Source organism: Burkholderia pyrrocinia, assembly GCF_018417535.1.
GTDB lineage: Bacteria > Pseudomonadota > Gammaproteobacteria > Burkholderiales > Burkholderiaceae > Burkholderia > Burkholderia pyrrocinia_E.
Genome location: NZ_CP070977.1, coordinates 1044716 through 1067661 on the forward strand (window position 1 = coordinate 1044716; position 22946 = coordinate 1067661).

16 protein-coding genes are annotated in these 22946 nt (G+C 65.3%); 14 read left to right on the forward strand and 2 right to left on the reverse strand.

Features of this window, described 5'->3' with window-relative positions:
* Window positions 1-797: 797 nt before the first annotated feature.
* The 14 genes from JYG32_RS04965 (at window position 798) to JYG32_RS05030 (ending at window position 20263) form a co-directional block, all read left to right on the forward strand.
* Window positions 798-1499 carry an energy transducer TonB gene (locus JYG32_RS04965; protein ID WP_213264845.1) on the forward strand — a complete coding sequence of 234 codons (702 nt, stop codon included), beginning with the start codon at window positions 798-800 and terminating at the stop codon, window positions 1497-1499.
* An 86-nt stretch (window positions 1500-1585) separates the two neighbouring features.
* Window positions 1586-2494, forward strand: a complete 909-nt coding sequence (locus tag JYG32_RS04970; RefSeq protein ID WP_213264846.1) for a MotA/TolQ/ExbB proton channel family protein — start codon at window positions 1586-1588, stop codon at window positions 2492-2494.
* Between the two features lie 20 nt (window positions 2495-2514).
* Window positions 2515-2937, forward strand: a complete 423-nt coding sequence (locus JYG32_RS04975; protein WP_174380253.1) for an ExbD/TolR family protein — start codon at window positions 2515-2517, stop codon at window positions 2935-2937.
* 273 nt (window positions 2938-3210) lie between these two features.
* Complete coding sequence (locus JYG32_RS04980; protein ID WP_047900734.1) at window positions 3211-3642, forward strand: ExbD/TolR family protein; 432 nt, start codon at window positions 3211-3213, stop codon at window positions 3640-3642.
* A gap of 16 nt (window positions 3643-3658) precedes the next feature.
* Window positions 3659-4849: a tetratricopeptide repeat protein gene (locus JYG32_RS04985; protein ID WP_213264847.1), complete on the forward strand. Its 1191-nt coding sequence runs from the start codon at window positions 3659-3661 to the stop codon at window positions 4847-4849.
* 301 nt (window positions 4850-5150) lie between these two features.
* Window positions 5151-5726 (forward strand): helix-turn-helix domain-containing protein, encoded by a 576-nt coding sequence (locus JYG32_RS04990; RefSeq protein WP_174380255.1) that lies wholly within the window; start codon window positions 5151-5153, stop codon window positions 5724-5726.
* A 354-nt stretch (window positions 5727-6080) separates the two neighbouring features.
* Window positions 6081-8879, forward strand: coding sequence for a TonB-dependent receptor (locus JYG32_RS04995; RefSeq protein ID WP_213264848.1), 2799 nt, complete (start codon window positions 6081-6083; stop codon window positions 8877-8879).
* Between the two features lie 240 nt (window positions 8880-9119).
* A complete protein-coding gene (locus JYG32_RS05000) occupies window positions 9120-11042 on the forward strand; it encodes an extracellular solute-binding protein (protein WP_213264849.1) in 1923 nt (640 codons plus the stop codon).
* Between the two features lie 11 nt (window positions 11043-11053).
* Window positions 11054-12106 carry a microcin C ABC transporter permease YejB gene (locus tag JYG32_RS05005; protein ID WP_213264850.1) on the forward strand — a complete coding sequence of 351 codons (1053 nt, stop codon included), beginning with the start codon at window positions 11054-11056 and terminating at the stop codon, window positions 12104-12106.
* Entirely contained in the window at window positions 12060-13163 is a 1104-nt protein-coding gene (locus tag JYG32_RS05010) for an ABC transporter permease (RefSeq protein ID WP_174380259.1), read from the forward strand. The genes JYG32_RS05005 and JYG32_RS05010 overlap by 47 nt, the downstream gene beginning before the upstream one ends.
* Window positions 13163-14797: an ABC transporter ATP-binding protein gene (locus JYG32_RS05015; RefSeq protein ID WP_213265379.1), complete on the forward strand. Its 1635-nt coding sequence runs from the start codon at window positions 13163-13165 to the stop codon at window positions 14795-14797. The genes JYG32_RS05010 and JYG32_RS05015 overlap by 1 nt, the downstream gene beginning before the upstream one ends.
* Window positions 14798-14909: 112 nt before the next feature.
* A complete protein-coding gene (locus JYG32_RS05020; RefSeq protein ID WP_213265380.1) occupies window positions 14910-18083 on the forward strand; it encodes a multidrug efflux RND transporter permease subunit in 3174 nt (1057 codons plus the stop codon).
* A 188-nt stretch (window positions 18084-18271) separates the two neighbouring features.
* Window positions 18272-19756: an ISNCY family transposase gene (locus JYG32_RS05025; protein ID WP_213264851.1), complete on the forward strand. Its 1485-nt coding sequence runs from the start codon at window positions 18272-18274 to the stop codon at window positions 19754-19756.
* A gap of 300 nt (window positions 19757-20056) precedes the next feature.
* The gene (locus JYG32_RS05030) at window positions 20057-20263 is read left to right on the forward strand and encodes a type II toxin-antitoxin system VapB family antitoxin (RefSeq protein WP_213264852.1); all 207 of its coding nucleotides are present in this window, start codon (window positions 20057-20059) and stop codon (window positions 20261-20263) included.
* Between the two features lie 265 nt (window positions 20264-20528).
* Here JYG32_RS05030 and JYG32_RS05035 read toward each other — a convergent pair whose 3' ends face one another.
* Entirely contained in the window at window positions 20529-21869 is a 1341-nt protein-coding gene (locus JYG32_RS05035) for an APC family permease (RefSeq protein ID WP_213264853.1), read from the reverse strand.
* A gap of 131 nt (window positions 21870-22000) precedes the next feature.
* Window positions 22001-22846: a carbon-nitrogen hydrolase family protein gene (locus JYG32_RS05040; protein ID WP_213264854.1), complete on the reverse strand. Its 846-nt coding sequence runs from the start codon at window positions 22844-22846 to the stop codon at window positions 22001-22003.
* Between the last annotated feature and the right edge of the window lie 100 nt (window positions 22847-22946).

Below are 22946 nucleotides of genomic sequence, written 5' to 3' on the forward strand. Positions count from 1 at the left end.
GGGCGACGTGGTCGCCCGCCGGGACGTCGCGCGTCATTCCTGGCAGTTAATTCGATATCCGAAATGGTTTTGCGGACTTTCACGTGGTGAAGGCCCGCTTCCTGTTTGTATCGGATTGCATATCAATTGTATGGAGCGCAGTCGTGCGCTCGACGTGACCCGGGAGCGGTGTCGGCCGACCAGGGGCAGGTGAGCAGAGGCGCTGGGCGACCGATGCAGGTGTTGGCGACGCGAAGGGGCGAGCCCTGCAAGTCGCTTCCGGCGCGGATCATTGTGGTGCAATGCGGGAAATACAAGGATATTTATGTCGAAAGGATTTAATATTCGATTCCATATATATCCATACAAAACAATTACCGTTTCAATAATAAAAGTTGGATTTCTGCTTACCGGAATATTATTTCGAATAAACCCTCCAAACTTTGTATTCGGGCATCAAATAAAGTTTGACGGCAAAATTTTTTCCTTGCTATCTTCTGCACCCAAGTGAACGGCGCTACTGACATCACCGTGTAACGAACGGCGAATCGTCATACGAAACACGAGGTGGCGCCAGCTCAGCTGACAATTGCCTGAACGTGCAGGCGCGTGGATTTCCGGTGTGGCACCGGGCCGCGCCGGCCGGAACGATTCCTTGAAAACGAATGAATTGGAATTCGAATGTGATTCTTTCAATTCGGATTGCTAATTGAATTTGAAATGAAATGTTCGGGTTGATGCGGTAGTGGTGCCGACCTGGCTCCGCCGCCGGCAGCAATCCGAAACTGGGCGAATCGCTTGGGGGATGGATGGTGGGCATGAAAGTCGAAGAAGGTCTGGCTACTTCGAACAGCGGACTGGCTACGCTGGGGCGTCCGCGAGAGTTCGGCAAGAAGCAGCAGAATCCGGTGCGCCGGTTCGGCGGCATCGGGATCGTCCTGATGCTGCATGCGGTGCTGATCTACGCACTGCTCAACGGCCTCGCGACGAAAGTCGTGCAGGTGATCCAGCATCCGATCGAAACCCGCATCATCGAGCCGGTCAAGCCGCCGCCGCCGCCGCCGATGCCCGTGGTCAAGCTCCCGCCGCCGAAATTCGCGCCGCCGCCACCGCCGTTCGTCCCGCCGCCGGAAGTGCCGGTGCAGGCGCCGCCGCAGGCGACCATCACGCACCAGTCGGCACCGGTACCCTCCGCGCCGGCCGTGCAGGCGCCGGTCGTGGCGCCCGCTCCGGCGCCGGCCAAGCCGGTCAGCCATGACGTGGGGGTCGTCTGCCCGAATTCGGACACGCTTCGCGCGTCGATCCAGTACCCGAAGGAAGCGCAGGAAAACAACATCACGGGCGACGTGACGATCGAATTCGTCGTGGATGCGGAGGGGAACATCACGAACGAGCGCGTGGCGCAGTCCGCGGATCCGATCCTCGACCGCGCCGCCTACAACACCGTGAAACGGTTCAAGTGCGTCGCGCAGGGCCAGTCGGTGCGGGTCCAGGTGCCGTTCTCGTTCAATCTGAATTGATGCAGTGGGCGGCCCGGCACGAGCCGGGCCGGGGAAAACCGGCTCGAACTGAAGTAATAAGTTCACCGAAAGAACTGGAGTGGGGTATGACGAAGCGTTCACTGGCCGCGCTGGCGGCAAGCATGTTGATGTCCGTCGCCGCAGTCGACGGGTTCGTTGCACCGCAGCTCGCTCACGCGCAGGCAAGCGGGGCGGCCGGCACATCGGCGCAGGCCGCGGCGCCGTCGGTCACGCCGGCCCCGGTCCCGGCCGCCGCGGAGCCGGCTCCGCCGCCCGCGCCGGCCACGACGGAAGCGGTCGAGAATCCGTACGGGCTCGGCGCGCTATGGAAGAACGGCGACTTCGTTGCGCGTTTCGTGCTGATCCTGCTGGTGATCATGTCGATGGGAAGCTGGTACATCATGATCACGAAGTTCCTGGAACAGTTGCGCGCGAATCGTCGCGCGAAGCTGGCGGACGCGCAGCTCTGGACCGCGCCGTCGCTGGCGGAGGGCGCCAAGCTGCTCGACGAGGCGTCGCCGTTCCGGTTCATCGCCGAAACGGCGATCGAGGCCGGCGAGCATCACGAAGACGCGCTGCTGGAAGCGGTGGACCGCAACACATGGATCGACGTATCGGTCGAGCGCTCGATCACGAACGTGTCGAACCGGATGCAGGACGGGCTCGCCTTTCTGGCGACGGTGGGCTCGACGGCCCCGTTCGTGGGGCTGTTCGGCACGGTCTGGGGGATTTATCACGCGCTGACGGCGATCGGCATCGCGGGCCAGGCGTCGATCGACAAGGTCGCGGGCCCGGTGGGCGAGGCGCTCATCATGACCGCGATCGGCCTCGCTGTCGCGGTGCCGGCGGTGCTCGGCTACAACTTCCTGGTCCGGCGCAACAAGTCGGTGATGGAACGGGTCCGCAACTTCGGCGCGCAACTGCACACGGTGCTGCTGGCCGGCAACCGGCGCCCGGTGCGCGCGCCGTCGCCGGCGGCGTCGCTCGCGAACTGATCGGCTGACGGAGAAGCGCGATGGCCATGAACGTCGGGCAGGACGATAGCGACGAGGTGATCGCCAACATCAACACGACGCCGCTCGTCGACGTGATGCTGGTGTTGCTGATCATCTTCCTGATCACGATTCCGGTGGTGACGCACACGATCCAGCTTCAGCTTCCGAAGGAAACGGTGCAGCCGCTGCAGACGACGCCGAAGAGCATCGAGATCGCGGTGAATCGCGACGGCGATTTCTTCTGGGGCGAGCAACTGGTGGACGCGGCGACGCTGCTCGCGAAGCTGAAGGACGTGTCGCAGCAGCAGCCGCAACCGAGCGTCCACGTGCGGGGCGACCAGAGCACGCGCTACGAGTTTATCGGCCGGGTGGTCACGATGTGCGAGCGTGCGGGGATCGCGAAGCTGTCGTTCATTACGGAGCCGCCTGCGCGCGGCGGCTAGCTTCGAGCGGGAGCCGCTGCGAAGCAATGGGCTGGAGCAGGTGCCGAAGCACGCGCGCCGGCCGACACGAGCGCCGGAGCGCGGACGCTGATCGACCGCACAGCATGGGATCAGATGCGAAGCATGGGGCAGGAGTAAGTGCTGAAGCACTTACTCTGATCGACCGCAAAGCATGGGATCAGAGTAAGCGCTAAAGCGCCAACTCTGATCGACCGCAAAGCATGGGATCAGAGTAAGCGCTAAAGCGCCAACTCTGATCGACAGGAGTCGACGATGGGAATGAATGTGCCTTCGGGCGGAGGCAATGCGGAACCGGAAGTGATGGTCGACATCAACACCACGCCGCTGATCGACGTGATGCTGGTGTTGCTGATCATGCTGATCATCACGATCCCGATTCAGATGCATTCGGTAAAGATGGACTTGCCGGTGGGCAATCCGCCACCGCCGGCAACGCCGCCGGAAATCGTGCAGATCGACATCGACTTCGACGGCACGACGACGTGGAACGGCGCGCCGGTGCCGGACCGCGCGGCGCTCGAGGCGAAGCTGACCCAGGTGGCGGCGGAGCCCGTGCAGGCGGAGATCCACCTGCGGCCGAACAAACTGGTGCCGTACAAGGACGTGGCAGCCGTGCTGGCGTCCGCGCAACGCGTGGGCGCGACCAAGATCGGCCTGATCGGTAACGAACAGTTCATGCAATGACGAAACGGACGAGCCGATGAACCAGCGACGATGGAAACGGATGGTGGCGGTGACGGCGCTCGGCGCGGCATGCATGCTCGGCCGGCCGGCGCTGCCGGCGGACGCGCTGCGGCCGGACGTGGCGAAACCGCTGGCGGCGGCGCAGGAGCTGTACCGGGCGCACAAGTATCGCGACGCGCTCGGCAAGATCGCCCAGGCGGCCGCCGTGCCCAACCGGACGCCGTACGAGACATACATGGTGGAGGAGATGCGCGGCGCGGCGGCGATGGCGGCAGGCGAATCGGGCACGGCCGCGCAGGCGTACGAGGCCGTACTGAGCTCGGGGCGGCTGTCGGGCGACGACGAGCAGCGGACGACGGCGGCGCTGGCCGGTATCTACTTCCAGCAGAAGAACTACCCGCTGGCGATCCGGATCGCGCAGCGCTACCTGAAGGCAGGCGGAACGGATCCGGAAATGCGCACGCTGCTCACGCAGTCGTATTACCTGTCGAACGATTGCGCGCCGGTCGTGAGCCAGTTGAAGGCGAGCACGGACGCGCAGGCGAACGGCGGACACGCACCGGATGAAGGGCAGTTGCAGATGCTCGCGACGTGCGCGCAGAAAGTGAAGGACGGCAACGCGTACCGCGGTGCGCTCGGGCTGCTGGTGGCCTACCACCCGAGCCCCACGTACTGGGACGAAATGATCACGGCCATTCGCGGCAACCCCGGGTATCTGTCGTCGCTCGACCTCGACATCTACCGGTTGCGCCGCGCGACAGGGTCGCTCGCGACGGCCGACGCATACATGGAGATGACGCAGCTCGCGCTGGTTGCGGGGTCTCCCGCCGAAGGCAAGCAGGTGATCGACCAGGGGTTTGCGTCCGGCGTACTCGGCAAGGACGCGCAGGCGGATCGCGAGAAGCGGCTGCAGGCGCTCGCCGCCAAGCGCGCGCAACCGGGCGGCGACGCCGCGACGCCGGCGGCGCCGATCGACGCGGGCATGAACCTCGTCTTTGCGGGCCATGCGCAGCAGGGCTTGCCGATGATGGAGCAGGCAATCGCGAAGGGTGGGCTCGAACATCTTGACGCGGCGCGACTGCGGCTCGGCGAGGCGTACTACGTGGCTGGCCAGAAGGCGCGCGCGATCCAGGTGCTGCGCACGGTCAAGGGGGCCGACGGTTCCGGCGACCTGGCAAAGCTCTGGACGTCGGTGGCATCCCGGTAACGCAACGGAAAGGCACGACGGCGCGCGACGCGGGCGCGGTCGACAAGCGGCATACCGCCGCGGCAGTGCAAGTGCTTGACGGTCAGGTCCGACGAGGAAAGGGGCAGCCTTGTTAGTTAGTAAACCGAATGAAATATGCGAAGGCTGCGAGACGGTGCAGCGACGGTGCCGGGTTGCGCCGCGCGCGGCCTGCACGCGGCGGCAGCGCGCAGCCGGGTATCGCGCCGGGCCGGGCGCGTCGTCGCATCGGTCAAGGATCGCCGACATCAAACCGATTTCGACTGCGAGGCTGCGTCATTCCATGGTTTTGCCCCCTGATGAGTCGGTGCTCGTCGCCGTGTCGCTAGGCAACAAGATCCGGGCGCTGCGCCAGCGCCTGAAACTCACGCTCGACGAAACGTCCACGATCGCCGGCATTTCGAAGCCGTTCCTGTCGCAGGTCGAGCGCGGGCGGGCAACGCCGTCGATCACGTCGCTGGTCCGGATCGCGAAGGCGCTCGGCGTGACGATGCAGTATTTCATCGACACGCCGACGGAAGCGCGCTCCGTGTGCCGCGGAAACGCATTGCAGTATTTCCAGTTCGCGAACTCGGCCAGCCAGTTCGCCAGGCTGACGAATCTGGTGGATGGCCGCAAGCTCGACGCGATTCTCGTCAGGATGCCCGCGGGACAGTTGCCGTCCGAGGTGACGACGCATGCGGGCGAGGAGTTTGTCTACGTGATGCGCGGGCAGGTCGCGCTGACGCTCGAGGATTGCACGTTCACGCTGAACGAGGGCGATACCGCGCATTACGAATCGACGATGCCGCATGCGTGGCACAACACGGCCGACGAAGAGGCGGTGATCGTCTGGGTCGGCACGCCGAGGCTGTTCTAGCGGAGGGCGGCCGGCGCTGCGCCGCGCCGCGATGAAGGAGAAGTACCCGATCGACAGCGGATGGCACGGAGTACGGCGCGCGAGACGTTCTCGTCGCCTGCAGGATTCGCCGTCCATCGAATCGGGAGGTAGCAGGAAGCGCGCTCATTGTAGGTAATCAGTATGACGAATCAAAATCAAGAAAGACGGTGATGCTGACTGGCACGGGTGCCCCGAGGACGATCCGTTCGAGTCATGGCAGTCGGAAAAGTGGCAATCGCGGGTTCCGATACACGGGCGCCCAGGACGCGCAAGGAATTCACAAGGTTCCGGCGCACGGCAGGTGGGGTCTTACTACGAGCGAGAGGGAACAAGATGAAGCAGAGAGTTTTGGCGTTGGCCATCAAGAGGATAGTCTGGGCGGAACTGGCACTGACGGCCGCACTGGTGCCGCCGGCGTTCGCCCAGAGCCAGCCGGCGCCGGGCGCCGTCGCGATCGCGGATGCGGTCGCGAACGGCGCGCCCGTGACCGTCGCACAGGCGGACGGCACGGCGGGCGCCGCTGCCGCCACGGGCGCCGCGGCGCCCGCGGCGGCATCCGGTGCGACAGCCGAGGCGACGCCTGCCGCACCCGGCGCGAGCGGCCAGGGCAAGGTCGCGCAGATCAAGCGGTTCGAAGTGACGGGCTCGCTGATCCGGCAGGCCGACAAGACCGGTTTCCAGCAGGTGCAGACGATCACGCCGAAGGAAATCCAGAGCAGCGGCGCGGTGACCGTCGCCGACTTCCTGCGCGATGCGGCGGCCAACTCGGCGAACAGCTGGGGCGAGGGGCAGTCGGGCAACTTCGCGGCCGGCGCCGCCGGCATTGCGCTGCGCGGCCTGTCCGAAAAATACACGCTCGTGTTGGTCGACGGCCAGCGCGTGGCGCCGTACGCATTCTTCTCGAACAGCGTCGATTCGTTTTTCGACCTCAATACGCTGCCGCTCAACGACATCGAGCGCATCGAAATCGTGAAGACGGGCGCGGTCTCGCAATACGGTTCGGACGCGATCGGCGGTGTCGTCAACATCATCACGAAACACAATTTCCGCGGCCTGCAGCTCGACGGCAGCCTCGGCAGCGCGATCAACGCCGGTAACGGCGACGGGACGATGAAGTTCGGCGTGCTCGGCGGCTTCGGCGACCTGAACGCCGACCGCTTCAACGTGACGGCGGCGCTCAGCTACTACAAGTCGAACGGCTTCACGCTCGCCGATCGCGATTCGACCCGCAACCAGGACTTCACCGGCAAGCCGGGCGGCTTCTCGCTGCTCGCGCCGTCCTACTGGAACATGCCCGGCGGCGTCGCGCAGGCGTTGAACGGGGGCTGTCCGTTCGGCGGCTCGGTCCATCAGGCCGCGTCGAATTCGCTGTCGTCAGGGATGCCGGGCACGGTCTGCGGGTACAACACGGCCGAAAGCACGTCGATCCTGCCGATGACCGAGCGCCTGAACGCGAAGCTCCATGCGGACTTCAAGATCGACGACAAGACGACCGCGTTTGCGGATTTCCTCGAGAGCTACAACACGACCACGACCAACGACGGCCTGTGGAACAACGTGATCGGCAACCCGCAGAACCCGGCGCTCGTCTGGAATCCGCAGACGAAGCTGCTGTCGCCGTTCAACTTCGTCGTGCCGGTCGGCAACCCGTACAACACGACCGGTGCGGCCACGCCGCTCACCTACGCGTTTCCGAACACGGTCGCGCAGAAGACCTGGGCCAACTACTGGCGTGCGGCCGCCGGTATCAAGGGGTCGTTCACGCTGCCGTACGGCGACTGGGACTGGGCGACGTCGGTCAGCCATTCGCAGAGCACGGTGTCGAACGTGTTCACGAACCAGTTGAACGTCAACGCGCTGAACAACATCTACCAGAACGGCACGCTGAATTTCGCGAACCCGGCGGCGACGCCGAACGCGTTCAACGGGCTGTTCCAGGAAGCGAACAACCTCGGCATCTCGAAGCTCGACACGATCGACGCGACGCTGTCGACGCCGAACCTGTTCCATCTGCCGGCAGGCGACGTCGGTATCGGCTTCGGCGCGCAGTTCACGCACCAGAGCGAAACGCTGACGCCGGGCTCCGAATACCTGAGCGGGGCGGTCATCACGCCGGACCTGGAGACCGTGAACGGCCAGCGCAACGTCGCGGCCGTCTATTACCAGATCAACGTCCCGATCCTGGAAAACCTGACGTTCAGCCAGGCGGGCCGCTACGATCACTACACGGACGTGGGCGGCGCCTTCTCGCCGCGCTTTGCGTTGCGCTATCAGCCGATCAAGGCACTCACGCTGTATACGTCGTACAACCGCGGCTTCCGCGCGCCGACCTTCGTCGAGGACAGCAAGTCGCAGACGCTCGGCATCCAGGTCGACCCGGCCACCGGCCAGAACTACACGTCGATTACCGTCGGCAACCCGAACCTCGCGCCGGAACGCACGCGCAACTTCAACATCGGCTTCCAGGTCTCGCCGAGCCGCTACACGGATCTCGGCTTCGACTGGTACAAGATCCGCATCGACAACGTGATCGGCCAGGGCACGCCGTCGCAGGTCGTGACCGACCCGACGACGGGCCAGTTGCTGTACAAGGTGATTCCGTATCAGAACCTCGGCTACCTCGACACGAACGGCTTCGAAGGCACGTTCCGCCAGGGGCTGCCGCTCAAGGGCTGGGGTACGGTCACGCTGTCGGGCGACTGGGCGTACATCAACAGCTACAAGATCGGCTTCCCGGACGGCGCACCGGTGAACGGCGCGGGCAACAACTTCACGATCACGCAGCCGTTCGGCGGCAGCTTCCCGCGCTGGCGCGGCAACACGACGCTGGACTGGAACTACCGGAAGTTCGATGCGGCGCTGACGTGGCAGTTCACCGGCCCGTACGCGCAGAACCTGCTGCCGGCGCCGGCCCCGTCGAAGGTCGGTTCGTACAGCCAGTTCAACCTGATGCTGACGTACACGGGCTTCAAGAACTGGACGATCTACGGCGGCATCGACAACATCTTCAACCGCACGCCGCCGTATGACCCGATCTTCGCGAACGGCACGCTGGACCAGAGCGGGTACGACACGTCGGTGTATTCGTACATCGGCCGGTTCGCGCAGATCGGCGCGACGTACAAGTTCTGACGGCGACCGCGATGCACTGACAGGCTTTAGACCGGCCGCTCCACGTCCACCCCCCCTTTCTCTGGAGCGGCCTTTTTTCGCCTGGCGCCATGACGGCCCGCAACCGGGACGGACGACGGCGCAGCTTGTCGGATCGTTTGCAACACGAACAACCCGCGGGACGCGGCCGGTACGCGGCGTCCGGCACAGGCATCGACCGCGCGCAGGCATCGCGCCCGCACGCTTCCGGACAGACCGACCATGACACTGTTGAAATGGCGATGGGCGCGGGTGCCGCGCCACGCGAGCCTGGTGCGCGCGCAGGTGCGCACGCGCAACGGCACGTGCGCCGCGCTGTGCGCCTGCGCGGCGCTGCTCGTGTCGGGCGGCGTCATGCCACGGGCCGCGCTCGCGGTGTCGGCGATCTCGCAATACGACCAGCCGAAATATCCGCCGGACTTCACGCATTTCGACTACGCGGATGCGGATGCGCCCGACAACGGCACGCTCGATTTCGAAAACTACGACGAAAGGCAAAGCTACGACTCGCTGAACCCGTTCCTCGTGCGCGGCTCGCCCGCGCCGGACATCAAGAACCTGATGTTCGACACGCTGATGCAGCGGAGCTGGGACGAGCTCGCGTCCGAATACGCGCTGATCGCCGACGACGTCGAGATCGCGCCGGACCGGCTGTCCGCGACGTTCCACGTCAACCCGGCCGCGCGCTTCTCGAACGGCGACGCGATCACCGCGGCAGACGTCAAGTATTCGTTCGACACGCTGACGAGCCCGCAGGCGTCGCCGATCTACAACGCGGAGTTTTCGATCATCAAGCGCGCGGTGGTGGTCGACAGCCATGCGATCCGCTTCGAGTTCAGGCACGCGGAGCGCGACGCGGCGCTGATCGCGGGCGACCTGCCGGTGTTCTCGCCGAAATGGGGGCAACGCGCGGACGGCACGCGGCCGCCGTTCGACCAGATCGCGACCGTGCCGCCGATCGCGAGCGGTCCCTACCTGATCGAGCAGCGCAAGAACGACAAGCAGATCCGCTACGTGCGCAACCCGCACTACTGGGCCGCGAACCTGCCGTCGCGGCGCGGGATGTTCCGCTTCGCCCGCGTGTCGTTCAAGCTGTACCTGGACCAGTACACGTCGCTCGAAGCGTTCAAGGCCGGCGATGTCGACGCGCGGATGGAATACAGCTCGACGCAGTGGGCGCGCAAGTACGTCGGAAAGAATTTCCGCAACGGCATGCTGAAGAAGGGGGAGTTTCCGGACGGCCCCGCGCAGATGCAGGGTTTCCTGATGAACATGCGCAAGCCGATGTTCCAGGACGTGCGCGTGCGGCATGCGCTCGCGCTGGCGTTCGACTTCGACTGGATGAGCCGGATGATGTTCTACGGGCAGTATCGCCGCACCAGCAGCTTCTGGGAGGCGAGCCCGTTCGCGGCGTCCGGCGTGCCGAGCGCCAGGGAGCTCGCGCTGCTCGAACCGTACCGGTCGACGCTGCCGCCGGCAGTGTTCGGCCCGATGGTCGGCCAGCCTTCGACGCTGCCGCCCGGTTCGTTGCGTGCGAACCTGAAGGAGGCGCGCGACCTGCTCGCGCAGGCCGGCTGGCACTATCGCGACGGCGCGCTGCGCGACGCGAACGGCACGCCGATGACGATCGAGATCATCGACGACCAGCCCGGCATGGACCGCCTGATCCTGCCGTACACGCAGGCGCTCGCGACGCTCGGCGTCCACGCGTACCTGCACGAGATCGACAGCGCGGTCTACCTGAAGCGACTCGACAATTTCGAGTACGACATGACGACGTACATCTACCTGCCCGTGACGATCCCGGGCGCGGAGCTGACGCGCCGTTTCGGCAGCGCGGCCGCATCGGAGCCGGGCTCCGAGAACTATCCGGGCGTGAAGTCGAAGGCCGTCGATGCGCTGATCCATGCAGCGCTCGCGGCCGACACGCTCGACGATCTCGAGACGGCCACGCACGCGCTCGACCGCGTGCTGATCAACCTGTACGCGCTCATCCCGCAGTACTACCTGCCGAACGCGCGGATCGCGTACAAGGCGACGCTCGGCCATCCGGCGATCGTGCCGGACTCCTATCAGTACGAGGACTGGATCATTGACTACTGGTATGTGAAGAAGCCGGCGGCACAGCCCGCTCCGGCGGCCTGACGGGGGCATCGATGCTGGCATACATATTCAGGCGGCTGCTGTTGATGATCCCGACGCTGGTCGGGGTGGTGACGATCACGTTCGCGGTCACGCAGTTCGTGCCGGGCGGCCCGGTGGAGCAGGTGCTCGCACAGTTGCGTCACGGCAGCGCACGCGGGGGCGAGGCGGGCGGAGGCGGGGGCGGCTACCACGGCAGCCAGGGCGTCGATCCGCAGCAGATCGAGCAGATCCGCAAGCAGTTCAGCTTCGACAAGCCGCCGCTCGAACGCTATCTGCTGATGCTGAAAAGCTATGCGACGTTCGACCTCGGCCAGTCGTACTTCGCGCACCGCAGCGTGTGGGCGGTGATCCGGTCGAAGCTGCCGGTGTCGATCACGCTCGGGCTGTGGACGGTGATCCTCACGTATCTCGTGTCGGTGCCGCTCGGCATCGCGAAGGCGGTGCGCAACGGCTCGCGGTTCGACACCGTGACGAGCGTGCTGGTGCTGACCGGCTACGCGGTGCCGGGTTTCGTGCTCGGCGTGCTGCTGCTGATGCTGTTCGGCGGCGGCACGTTCTGGCAGGTGTTTCCGATGCGCGGGCTCACGTCGGACAACTTCGACGACCTGACGCTGATCGGCAAGACGCTCGACTATCTGTGGCACATCGCGATGCCGGTGACCGCGGCGGTGATCGGCAATTTCGCGATCGTCACGATCCTGACGAAGAACACGTTTCTCGAGGAAATCGGCCGGCAGTATGTGCTGACCGCGCGCGCGAAAGGGGCGCCGGAGCTCGACGTGCTGTGGAAGCATGTGCTGCGCAATGCGGCGATCCCGCTGCTCACCGGGCTGCCGGCGGCATTCGTCGGCGCGTTCCTGAACGGCAACCTGCTGATCGAGACGCTGTTCTCGCTCGACGGGATGGGGCAACTGTCGTACGACTCGGTGATCCGCCGCGACTATCCGGTCGTGCTCGGCTCGCTGTTCCTGTTCACCCTGATCGGTCTGCTGACCAAGCTCATCGCGGATATCTGCTATGTCCTCGTCGACCCCCGTATCCAGTTCAGCCGCCTGGACCACTGATCCCGCGTGCGCGCCGTCGCCGTCGCCATGGCGGCGCACGTGGCAGCGTTTTCGCGCGCAGCCGCTCGGCTATGCAAGCTTCGTGATCTTCGCGGCGCTGTTCGCGCTCAGCCTGTGTGCCGACGGCCTGTCGAACGACCGGCCGCTGCTCGTGCGCTACGACGGGCACTATTATTTTCCGATCGTGAAGGACTATCCGGAGACCGCGTTCGGCGGCGACTTCCCCGCGAAGACGAACTATCTCGATCCCTACATGCGCGCGAAGCTCGAGTCGCACGGCAATTTCGCGGTCTATCCGCCGAATCGCTACCGCTACGACACGATCGACTACTTCGCATCGCAGCCGTATCCGGCGCCGCCGTCGTCGAGCAACTGGCTCGGCACCGACCAGTTCGGGCGCGACGTGCTCGCGCGGCTGCTTTACGGGTTCCGGTTGTCTGTACTGATGGCGTTCGCGCTGACCGTGTCGGGGGTACTGGTCGGCGTACTGACGGGCGCGCTGCAGGGTTTCTACGGCGGCCGCACCGACCTGATCGGGCAGCGCCTGATCGAGATCTGGAGCGCGCTGCCGGACCTGTACCTGCTGATCATCTTCGCGTCGATCTTCACGCCGTCGCTGTGGCTGCTGTTCATCCTGCTGTCGATGTTCGGCTGGCTCGTGCTGTCCGATTACGTGCGCGCCGAATTCCTGCGCAACCGCACGCTCGATTACGTCAAAGCGGCGCGCACGATGGGGCTGACGAATGCGCAGATCATGTGGCGCCACGTGCTGCCGAACAGCCTCACGCCGGTGATCACGTTCTTGCCGTTCCGGATGAGCGCCGCGATCCTGTCGCTGACGAGCCTCGATTTCCTGGGCCTCGGCGTGCAGCCGCCGACGCCGAGCCTGGGCGAGCTGCTTCAGGAAGGCAAGAACAACCTCGACGCATGGTGGATCTCGATCTCCGCATTCGCGGCGCTGGTGGTGACGCTGCTGCTGCTGACCTTCATGGGCGACGCGCTGCGCAATGCGCTCGACACGCGCGCGCGCGGCTCGGCGTTCGGCGGGGGGCGATGATGGCGAAAGCGTTGCTGCAGATCGACGGGTTTTCGGCGCGCTTCGGCGCGAGGGCGGCCGTGCAGGACCTGAGCCTGTCGATCGGCCGCGGCGAGCGCGTGGCACTCGTCGGCGAATCGGGGTCGGGCAAGAGCGTGACGGCGCTGTCGATCCTGCGCCTCGCGCAGCAGGCGACGCTGTCGGGACGGATGCTGTTCGACGGCGAGGACCTGCTCGCGAAGACCGAACAGCAGATGCGCGGCATTCGCGGTGCGGACATCGCGATGGTGTTCCAGGAACCGATGACCGCGCTGAATCCGCTGTATACGATCGGCAAGCAGATCGCCGAGAGCCTGCGGCTGCACGAGGGGCTGCGGCCGGGCGACGCGCGCGAGCGGGGAATCGCGATGCTGCGGCGCACCGGTATCCCGGAGCCGGAGCGGCGCATCGACAGTTTTCCGCATCAGTTGTCGGGCGGGCAGCGGCAGCGCGCGATGATCGCGATGGCGCTGGCGTGCCGGCCGCGGCTGTTGCTGGCGGACGAGCCGACGACGGCGCTCGACGTGACGGTACGCCAGCAGATCGTCGATCTGCTGATCGAACTTCAGGAGCAGGAGGCGGCCGCGCGCGGGATGGCCGTGCTGCTGATCACGCACGACCTGAATCTCGTGCGGCGCTTCGCCCAGCGCGTGGCCGTGATGGAGCAGGGCGTGCTCGTGGAGACGAACACGACCGACGCGCTGTTCGCAGCACCGCAGCACGCCTATACGCGCCGGTTGCTCGACAGCGCACCGCAGCGGGACGTCGAGCCGGTCGCGGCCGGCGCGCGGACGATCCTCGACGTCCAGGGTCTTGCCGTCGATTACCGCATCGCGGCGAAGGGCTGGCGCGCGGCGCTCGGCAAGACGACGTTCCGGGCCGTACACGACGTGAAGCTGAACCTGAGGCGCGGCGAAACGCTCGGGATCGTCGGCGAGTCGGGCTCGGGGAAATCGACGCTGGCGGCGACGGTGCTCGGCCTGCAGCGGCCGGCGGCCGGCTCGATCGAGATTGACGGCATGCCGCTCGACGCGCTGCGGACGACGGGCGGCAGGCGCGCGCTGTACGGCAGGATGCAGGTCGTGTTCCAGGACCCGTTCGGCTCGCTGTCGCCGCGGATGACGGTCGAGCAGATCGTCGGCGAGGGGCTCGCCGTGCACCGGCCGCAGGTGGCCGGAGGTGCGCGGCGCGCGCGCGTCGCCGCGCTGCTTCAGGAGGTCGGCCTGCCGGCCGAGTCGATGCTGCGTTATCCGCACGAATTCTCCGGCGGCCAGCGGCAGCGGATCGCGATCGCGCGCGCGCTGGCGGTGGAGCCTGAGCTGCTGGTGCTGGACGAACCGACGAGCGCGCTCGACGTGTCGATCCAGAAGCAGGTGCTGAATCTGCTGACGAATCTGCAAAAGAAGTACAAACTGAGCTACCTGTTCATCACGCACGATCTCGCGGTAATGCGTGCGATGGCCCATCGGGTCGTCGTGATGAAGGCGGGGCGCGTGGTCGAGGAGGGCGATACGCTCGACGTGCTGCATGCGCCGTCCCATCCGTATACACGCGCGCTGCTTGCGTCGTCGATGCTGGCTCCAGTGCGCGGTCCGCAAGAGAGAACCGATGATTGACGTGAACCGGGCGAAGCGCGCCCAGGCTATCCACGTGCCGTGCGGCGGTGCCGATGCCGATGTTGTCCACCGGCCCTGCGCCGGAACGCCGGCGGTTCGCTGACGCATGTCGATGCCGTCGTTCTTCATCGATCGTCCCGTCTTTGCATGGATCGTTGCGCTCGCAATCGTCGTCGCGGGCGTGCTCGCGATTCCGCAGCTTCCGATCGCGCAATATCCGCGCCTTGCGCCGCCGCGGGTCGTGATCACGGCCGCGTATCCGGGCGCGTCGACCGAGACGGTCGACGGCGACGTCGGCAGCATCATCGAGGAAAGCCTCGACGGCGCCGACGGGCTCCTGTACTACGAGACGAGCAGCGACGGTCACGGCAACCTCGAGATCGACGTGACGTTTTCGCCCGGCACCGATCCGGACATCGCGCTCGTCGACGTGAACAACCGGCTGAAGCAGGTCGAGTCGCGGTTGCCGCAGCAGGTCGTCCAGCAGGGGATCGGCGTGTTCAAGGCGGCGAACACGTTCCTGATGCTCGTCACGCTGACGTCGACCGACGGCACGCGCGATTCCGCGCAGCTCGGCGATTACCTGAACCGCTATGTGCTGCGCGAACTGAAGCGTGCGCCGGGCGTCGGCGCGGCCGAGTTGTGGGACGCCGACGAGGCGCTGCGGGTTTGGCTCGATCCGCACAAGCTGCGCGAATACGGTGTCGGCGCCGACGACGTGATCGCGGCGATCGGTACGCAGAACGCGACGGTGACGGCCGGTGCGATCGGCGATGCGCCGTTCCCGGGCGGCCAGCAGCTCACCGCGTCGATCGTCGTCAAGGGGCAACTGGCGTCGCCTGACGAGTTCGGCCGGATCGTGCTGAAGTCGAAGACGGACGGTTCGGCGGTGCGCGTCGCCGACGTGGCGCGCGTCGAAATCGGCCGCGACGACTACTCGTTCTATTCGCGGCTGAACGGCCGGCCGGCGGCCACCGTCGGCATCCAGCTCGGCCCGCGCGGCAACGCGCTAGAAACGTCGAACGCGATCCGCGTGCGCCTCGCCGAGCTGTCGAGGGTGTTGCCGCCGGGCGTGGCGATCGAGATTCCTTTCGACGGTGCGCATTTCGTGAAGATCGCGATCCGGGAGGTCGTGCTGACGCTCGTCGAGGCGGTCGTGCTGGTGTTCTGCGTGATGTGGCTGTTCCTGCGCGACCTGCGTTACACGCTGGTGCCGACCGTCGTGATTCCCGTCACGCTGATGGGCGCGTTCGTCGCGATGTGGGCGTTCGGGCTGTCGATCAACGTGTTCACGATGTTCGGTCTCGTGCTGGCGATCGGCATCCTCGTCGACGACGCGATCGTCGTCGTCGAGAGCGTGCACCGGGTGATGGAGGAGGGCGTGTCGCCGCGCGACGCCACGCGCCGGGCAATGAAGCGGATCGGCGGGGCGATCGTCGGCGTGACCGCGGTGCTGACCGCCGTATTCGTGCCGATGGCGTTCTTTCCGGGCACCGTCGGTGGCATCTACCGGCAGTTCGCGGTGGCGATGATCGCGTCGATGCTGGTGTCGTCGTTCATGGCGCTGTCGCTCACGCCCGCGCTGTGCGCGAACCTGCTGAAGCCGGTCGCGCGACACGATGGTGGAACCGGCCGCGCGCGGCGACGCGGCATCGGCACGCGTCTGGCCGACCGGTTCGGTGCGGCTTTCACACGCGTCGAAACCGGTTATCGCCGCATCGCCGTGTTCGCCGTGCGCCGCACCGGCCTGGTCGTGGCAGTCTATGCGGCGCTCGTGATCGCATGCGGGCTGCTGTACTGGATGATGCCGGGCGGCTTCCTGCCGACCGAGGATCAGGGGCAACTGCAGGTGATGATCCAGTTGCCGGCGGGCGCCACGCAGGCGCGCACGCTCGCGGTCGTCGAGCGTGTCGAGGCGATCCTGCGCGCGGAGCCGGCGATCGCGAACGTGACGAGCGTGATCGGCTGGAGTTTCGCGGGCAGCGGGCAGAACGTCGGGATGGCGTTCGTGGAACTGAAGGACTGGGCGCAGCGCGACGTCGACGCGATGGCGTTGCGCGACCGGCTCAACGGGCGTTTCGGCACGATCATCGACGGCGACGTCGAGGCGGCGCTGCCGCCTTCGGTGCGCGGTATCGGGCATTCGGACGGATTCACGTTCCGGCTCGAGGATCGGGGCGGCGTCGGACTCGACGCGTTGAAGGCGGCTCGCGAGCAGCTATCCGCGCGCGCGAAGGCGAATCCATTGCTCGCCGCCGTGCATTTCGAAGACCTGCCGGACGCGCCGCGAATCGAACTCGAGGTCGATCGCGCGAAAGCGTATGCGCTCGGCGTACCGTTCGAGCGGATCGCGGGGCTGCTGGGCGGCACGTTCGGCTCGAACTACGTCAACGATTTTCCGGCGTCGGGCCGGATGCGGCGGGTGATCATCGAGGCCGACCCGGTCGCACGCGCGACCGATGCGCAACTGATGGCGCTGACCGTGCCGAACCGCACCGGCGACATGGTTCCGGTGTCGGCCATCGCCGCGCCGCACTGGACGATCGGCCCGGTGATGCTGAATCGTTACAACGGTTATCCGTCGCTCGACATCAGCGGCCGGGCGGCGACCGGCACGAGTTCGGGCGCGGCGATGGCGGAGATGGAGCGGCTCGCCGGTGTGCTGCCGGCCGGGATCGGCTTCGACTGGGTCGATGCGGCGCGCGAGGAGCGGGTCGCTGCGCGGCAAACGCCGCTGCTCGTCGGGCTGTCCGTGCTCGCGGTGTTCATGGCGCTTGCCGCGCTGTACGAGAGCTGGTCGATTCCGCTGTCCGTGCTGACGATCGTGCCGCTCGGCATGATCGGCGCGATCGCGGCGGCGCTCGCGCGCGGCATGCCGAACGACGTGTACTTCAAGGTCGGGATGATCACCGTGGTCGGGCTGGCGGCGAAGAACGCGATCCTGATCGTGCAGTACGCGCGCGACCTGGCCGGGCGCGGCGTGCCGCTGCGGCAGGCGGTGATCGACGCGGCCGCCGCGCGATTCCGGCCGATCGTGATGACGTCGATGGCGTTTTTGCTCGGGGTCGTGCCGCTCGTGCTGGCGACGGGCGCCGGTGCGGAAAGCCGGCGTTCGATCGGCACGGGCGCGTTCGGGGGCGTGCTCGCTGCGACGATGTTCGGGCTCGTGTTCGCGCCGGTCGCGTTTCGGGTGGTGGTGTCGGTCGGCCGGCGCGGCCGGCACGCTGCGGTGACGAGGCGCGGGGCGCGGCGGGCGGAAACGGTTGGGGATCTGGAGGTGGATTGACGGTCGCGGCGGGTTGTTGGCGGCGGGATCGGGGGTTTTAGGACACGATTATCATATTTGACATAATCAATATTATCGAATATTTGTGTGTAGTAGCTTTTTAGAAATGTCGTGTTCTAGCCATTTAGAAATGTCGCGTTTGGACCTCGGTAAGCTTGCCGGCTCCCCGTCAGATCATGGAGCCGGCGATGCACCGAACAGCACTGGTGACATTGAACATGCGAGAACTCGACCGTCTGAAGGTAATCCAGGCTGTAGTGGATTTGGGCCTGAGGCCTGGCCGCGCGGCCGAACGACTGGGCCTAACGGTCCGGCAGATCGAACGGCTAGTGATTCGGTACCGGGAGTCTGGTGCGGCTGGACTGATGTCGCGCAAACGTGGTCGTCCGGGGAACCGGCGATTGGACGAGGAACTGGCTCGGAGAGCGCTGACGATCATTCGCGAGCGCTACGCGGATTTTGGCCCGACGCTGGCCTGCGAGAAGTTGTCCGAGTGCCATGGCATCCAGTTGGCCAAGGAGACGGTCCGGAAGCTGATGACGGATGCCGGTTTGTGGGTGCCACGCCGGCAGCGGCCGCCGAAGGTCTATCAGCCGAGGGCCCGGCGCGCCTGCTTGGGTGAACTGATCCAGATCGACGGCAGCGATCATCGATGGTTCGAGGAACGGGCGCCGGCCTGCACGCTGCTGGTGTACGTCGACGACGCGACGAGTCGGTTGATGCATCTGCACTTCACGCAGACCGAATCGACCTTCAGCTACTTCGAAGCGACGCGGGCGTATCTGGAGCGTTACGGCAAACCTGGAGCGCTCTACAGCGACAAGTACAGCGTGTTCCGCAGCCCGACCGCGGGCAAGACCGGAAGCAGCGTGACGCAGTTTGGCCGGGCCATGTATGAGCTGAACATCGATACGTTTTGCGCGAACAGCAGCTCGGCCAAGGGCCGTGTCGAGCGAGCGCATCTGACCTTGCAAGACCGGCTCGTGAAGGAACTGCGGCTGCGCGGGATCAGCACGGTAGCCGAGGCCAATGCGTATGCGCCCTCCTTCATGGCAGCCTACAACACACGCTTCGCGAAGCCGCCGCGCAGCGACTTCAATGCGCATCGGCCACTGCGAGACGACGAGGATCTGGATACGTTATTGACGTGGCGTGAAACACGTCGGGTATCGAAATCGCTGACCGTGCTCCACGACCGAGTGCTTTACTTGCTGGACGACACGCCGGTCAACCGGAAGCTGATTCACCGCTACATCGATGTATGGGAGTACCCCGACGGGCGGATCGAAATCCGAGCCGATGGCAAGGTTCTGTCTTGCCGTCTTTACGACAAGCTGGCGGAAGTCGATCAAGGTGCAGTGATCGAGCAAAAGCGATTGAGTCACGTGCTACAAGTTTCGCAAGCGCTTCAGGCTCAGCGCGACAACCGTCGAACCTCCGGATCGCCGTCGCGAACCAATCAAGGTCAGGCCGTCCGCGGTTCAAAGCAACCCGTTGGCACGAAGAAGCAACGTGCATTTACGCAGGCCGACGTCGAGCAGGTAATCGTGGATCTCGCCGAACACCGACAGGCACAGAATCAACCTCGCAAACCTGGCCGACGGTCTGCGAAGACCAACGCAGTAAGCGTAAGCGCCCTGCCCGATCAGGACCAGCTCTTCGACACGGCGTGATCTGCAGCCCATGAGAAACAAATCCTGAACCCCTGAAAACACGACATTTCTATTTAGCTGGCGCCACGACATCTTGAAATGGCTACGACATTGTGTGTAGGTCCCAAGTTCAGATGTCGCGTTTCCGCTAAATAAAAATGTCGTGTTTTGGCTTGTAGGTTGATCGCCGACACCCCTCGGGAAGCGTCGGCGACCAATCGATCCATCTTCAGAGTCGGCGCGGCGGTTGCGTGCCGGCCGACACGCCATGTTGGTGATACTGTTGGAGCGTCACAGCATCAATTTTGACGAGGGAAAACCATGCGAACCACTGTCACGATCGACGACGATCTCTATACGAAGGCCCTGCAGATGGCCGAGCCTGGTATGGATAAGGCGGATCTGTTCCGCGAGGCCATCAAGACATTCGTTCGCGTCCAGGCAGCCAAACGCTTGTCTTCGCTGGGCGGCACCATGCCTAACATGGCGGATATCCCGCGGCGGCACCAGGATCTGGAGTCGCAATGAACGTGCGCGTCGACATCGCAAGCCGTTTTGACGTGCCTTATGAACCAGCAGCACGGCAGTAATCGATACGCGTGAGGCGTAACCAGTGCCGCGAAACGGACCGGCGCGGACCATTGTCCGCGATCGCTACGTCGATTTCGCCCCGGCGCTGGCCTGCAAGAATCTGTCCGAGGCCACGGCATCCAGTTCGCCAGGGAAGCGTTCGGCAAGCCGATGACGGACGCCGGCTAATGGCGCCGCCACGGCAGCCCCCTCCTCGCCTCCGTCAAATCGCCACTTCAGGCGGCGCCTGGCGAAACAGGCGCGTAATCCAGCACAGATACACCAGTCCGAGCGCGAACCACACGACGCCGAGCACGAGCGCCGTTTTCTCGAGGCTGACGAGCAGCCAGATATCGGAAACCGCGCCGATCACCGGAAAGACGATCCCGCCGAACACCCCGATCCTGCGCTCGCCGTGATTGCCCGAAAGATACAGGCGAATCACGCACAGATTGACGGCCGTAAAGGCGAGGAACGCACCGAAGTTGATGAACGACGTCGACGTGGCGACATCCAGCTTCAGCGCGATCAATCCGACGACGCCGGCCAGCGCGATGTTGATCGCGGGCGTCTTGAAGCGCGGATGAATGAACCCGAAGATGCGCTTCGGCAGGATTTCGTCGCGGCCCATCGCATAGAGCAGCCGGCCGACGCTCGCTTGCGCCGAGATGCCGGACGCGAACTGCGCAAGGATCAGGCCCGCGAGGAACGCCGTCACGAACAGATCGCCGCCGATCATCTTCGCCACTTCGAACGCGGCCGAATCCGTGTCCTTGAACTCGACGCCGGGGTGTGCGAGTTGCATCGTGTACGCCGCGATCACGAAGATCGCGCCACCGATCAGCGCAATCAGCAGGATCGCGCGCGGCATGTTCTTTTTCGGATCGATCGTTTCTTCGGTCAACGTCGAGACGGCGTCGAAACCGAGGTACGAATACGCGGCGATCGCGGCGCCTGCCATCGTCGCGCCGAACGGCACGTGCGGCTTGAAGAACGGCTCCGCCATCGCGATACCGCCCGCGCCTGCCGCCGCCGATGCGTAGTGCCAGCACAGCACGACGAACATCGCGACAATCGCGAGTTGCACGACCATCAGCACGATATTGAAGCGCGCGGCCAGTTCGATGCCGAAGATGTTCAGGCCGCTCGTCAACACGATGAACGCGACGATCCAGATCCAGGTCGGCACATGCGGAAATGCGGCGTTCAGATACGCGGCGCCGATCAGCCAGATCACCATCGGCAGGAAGAAATAGTCGAGCAGCGTCGCCCAGCCGATCATGAAGCCCAGGTGCGGGTTGAACGTCTTGCGCGTATACGTATAGGCGGAACCTGCGGCTGGGTAGAGCCGTGCGAGCTTGCCGTAGCTGAGCGCGGTGAACGCGATGGCAATCAGCGCGAGCAGGTACGCGAGGGCCGCCGTGTCGTCGCTGGCCTTGGCGAGCACGCCGTAGGTACCGTAGACGATCAGCGGCGCCATATAGGCGAGGCCGAACAGCAGCACGGACGGCAGGCCGAGCGTGCGCTTCAGGCTTGGCGATTCACGGGATGACGACGCTTGCATGTTATCTCCTGGGCCTTCCGGGGCCGATACGCATGCCTGTGCCGTCGGGCCGGCATTGCAATGGAACGGGCAGGCATGTGCAGGGCACGGCACCCTGCTCTATGCCGCGAACGGACTGTTGTGGATTCGGACTACTCGGCGCGGTGACGGCACGCTTCGATCGTGAGCGCGCGATGCCCGCCAGATTGTTCGACGGGCGCGAGACCGAGCGCCACGCGTGCGTCGTGCAGATAGCTGTAGTGTTCGCGGCTCGCTTCGAGACGCGTCAGGTCGAGGTTCGCTTGCACAACCGCCTCGCTCCGGCCCAGTTCGATCGCGGTGTCGCCAAACGGATCGACGAGCGCGGACAGGCCGGCGAACGTCAGGTTGTCGTCGCCGGACCCGCAGCGGTTCACCATCAGCGCGAACATCTGGTTTTCCATCGCGCGCGCCGCGATTGCGCGACGATGCACCGGACCGAACGGGTCCATGTTGCCGTTGGTGACGATCAGCAGATCGGCGTCGAGCGCACCGACGGCGCGCGCCGTCTCGGGGAATTCGATGTCGTAGCAGATCAGCAGGCCCACCGTCAGGCCGTTCCAGATGCAGGTCGCGAAGCGGTCGCCCGGCGTGAATACGCCGACATCCGACGCCCACAGATGCGTCTTGCGATACCGCAGGACGATGTCGCCCCGTTCGTCGACGAGCACCGTGGTGTTGTAGAACTGTCCGCCGTCGCGTTCCGCGAGGCCCACCGCGACGGCGACGCCCTTTTGCCGTGCCGCGTCGCGTACTGCCGATAACCCGGGACCGTCGAGCGTTTGTGCGACATCGGCGACGTTTTCTCGCGTCGGAAAGCCCGACAGTGTCGTTTCGGGGAACACGATCAGCTTCGTGCCGCCTGCCGCGTCGACGCGCCCGATCGTGTCGATCACCTTGCGCGTGTTATGCGCGACGTTGCCGTCGATCAGCGAGAGTTGCGCGAGTTCTACCTGCATGAAACCGTCTCCTTCCAATAGCCTTTCATTTGCGTGTCGTATGCACCGCACGTCTCACACGACGCTTCGCCAAGCGAGACAGCGCTTGTGCGACTGCCTT

What these genes read in the sequence shown, in the direction of transcription:
- JYG32_RS05000 (WP_213264849.1), top strand. Translation starts at nt 9,120, where the DNA reads ATGACACTGTTGAAATGGCGATGGGCGCGGGTGCCGCGCCACGCGAGC.
- JYG32_RS05020 (WP_213265380.1), top strand. Translation starts at nt 14,910, where the DNA reads ATGCCGTCGTTCTTCATCGATCGTCCCGTCTTTGCATGGATCGTTGCG.
- JYG32_RS05005 (WP_213264850.1), top strand. Translation starts at nt 11,054, where the DNA reads ATGCTGGCATACATATTCAGGCGGCTGCTGTTGATGATCCCGACGCTG.
- JYG32_RS04965 (WP_213264845.1), top strand. Translation starts at nt 798, where the DNA reads ATGAAAGTCGAAGAAGGTCTGGCTACTTCGAACAGCGGACTGGCTACG.
- JYG32_RS04975 (WP_174380253.1), top strand. Translation starts at nt 2,515, where the DNA reads ATGGCCATGAACGTCGGGCAGGACGATAGCGACGAGGTGATCGCCAAC.
- JYG32_RS04995 (WP_213264848.1), top strand. Translation starts at nt 6,081, where the DNA reads ATGAAGCAGAGAGTTTTGGCGTTGGCCATCAAGAGGATAGTCTGGGCG.
- JYG32_RS05010 (WP_174380259.1), top strand. Translation starts at nt 12,060, where the DNA reads ATGTCCTCGTCGACCCCCGTATCCAGTTCAGCCGCCTGGACCACTGAT.
- JYG32_RS04985 (WP_213264847.1), top strand. Translation starts at nt 3,659, where the DNA reads ATGAACCAGCGACGATGGAAACGGATGGTGGCGGTGACGGCGCTCGGC.
- JYG32_RS04980 (WP_047900734.1), top strand. Translation starts at nt 3,211, where the DNA reads ATGGGAATGAATGTGCCTTCGGGCGGAGGCAATGCGGAACCGGAAGTG.
- JYG32_RS05035 (WP_213264853.1), bottom strand. Translation starts at nt 21,869, where the DNA reads ATGCAAGCGTCGTCATCCCGTGAATCGCCAAGCCTGAAGCGCACGCTC.
- JYG32_RS05015 (WP_213265379.1), top strand. Translation starts at nt 13,163, where the DNA reads ATGGCGAAAGCGTTGCTGCAGATCGACGGGTTTTCGGCGCGCTTCGGC.
- JYG32_RS05030 (WP_213264852.1), top strand. Translation starts at nt 20,057, where the DNA reads ATGCGAACCACTGTCACGATCGACGACGATCTCTATACGAAGGCCCTG.
- JYG32_RS05025 (WP_213264851.1), top strand. Translation starts at nt 18,272, where the DNA reads ATGCACCGAACAGCACTGGTGACATTGAACATGCGAGAACTCGACCGT.
- JYG32_RS05040 (WP_213264854.1), bottom strand. Translation starts at nt 22,846, where the DNA reads ATGCAGGTAGAACTCGCGCAACTCTCGCTGATCGACGGCAACGTCGCG.
- JYG32_RS04970 (WP_213264846.1), top strand. Translation starts at nt 1,586, where the DNA reads ATGACGAAGCGTTCACTGGCCGCGCTGGCGGCAAGCATGTTGATGTCC.
- JYG32_RS04990 (WP_174380255.1), top strand. Translation starts at nt 5,151, where the DNA reads ATGGTTTTGCCCCCTGATGAGTCGGTGCTCGTCGCCGTGTCGCTAGGC.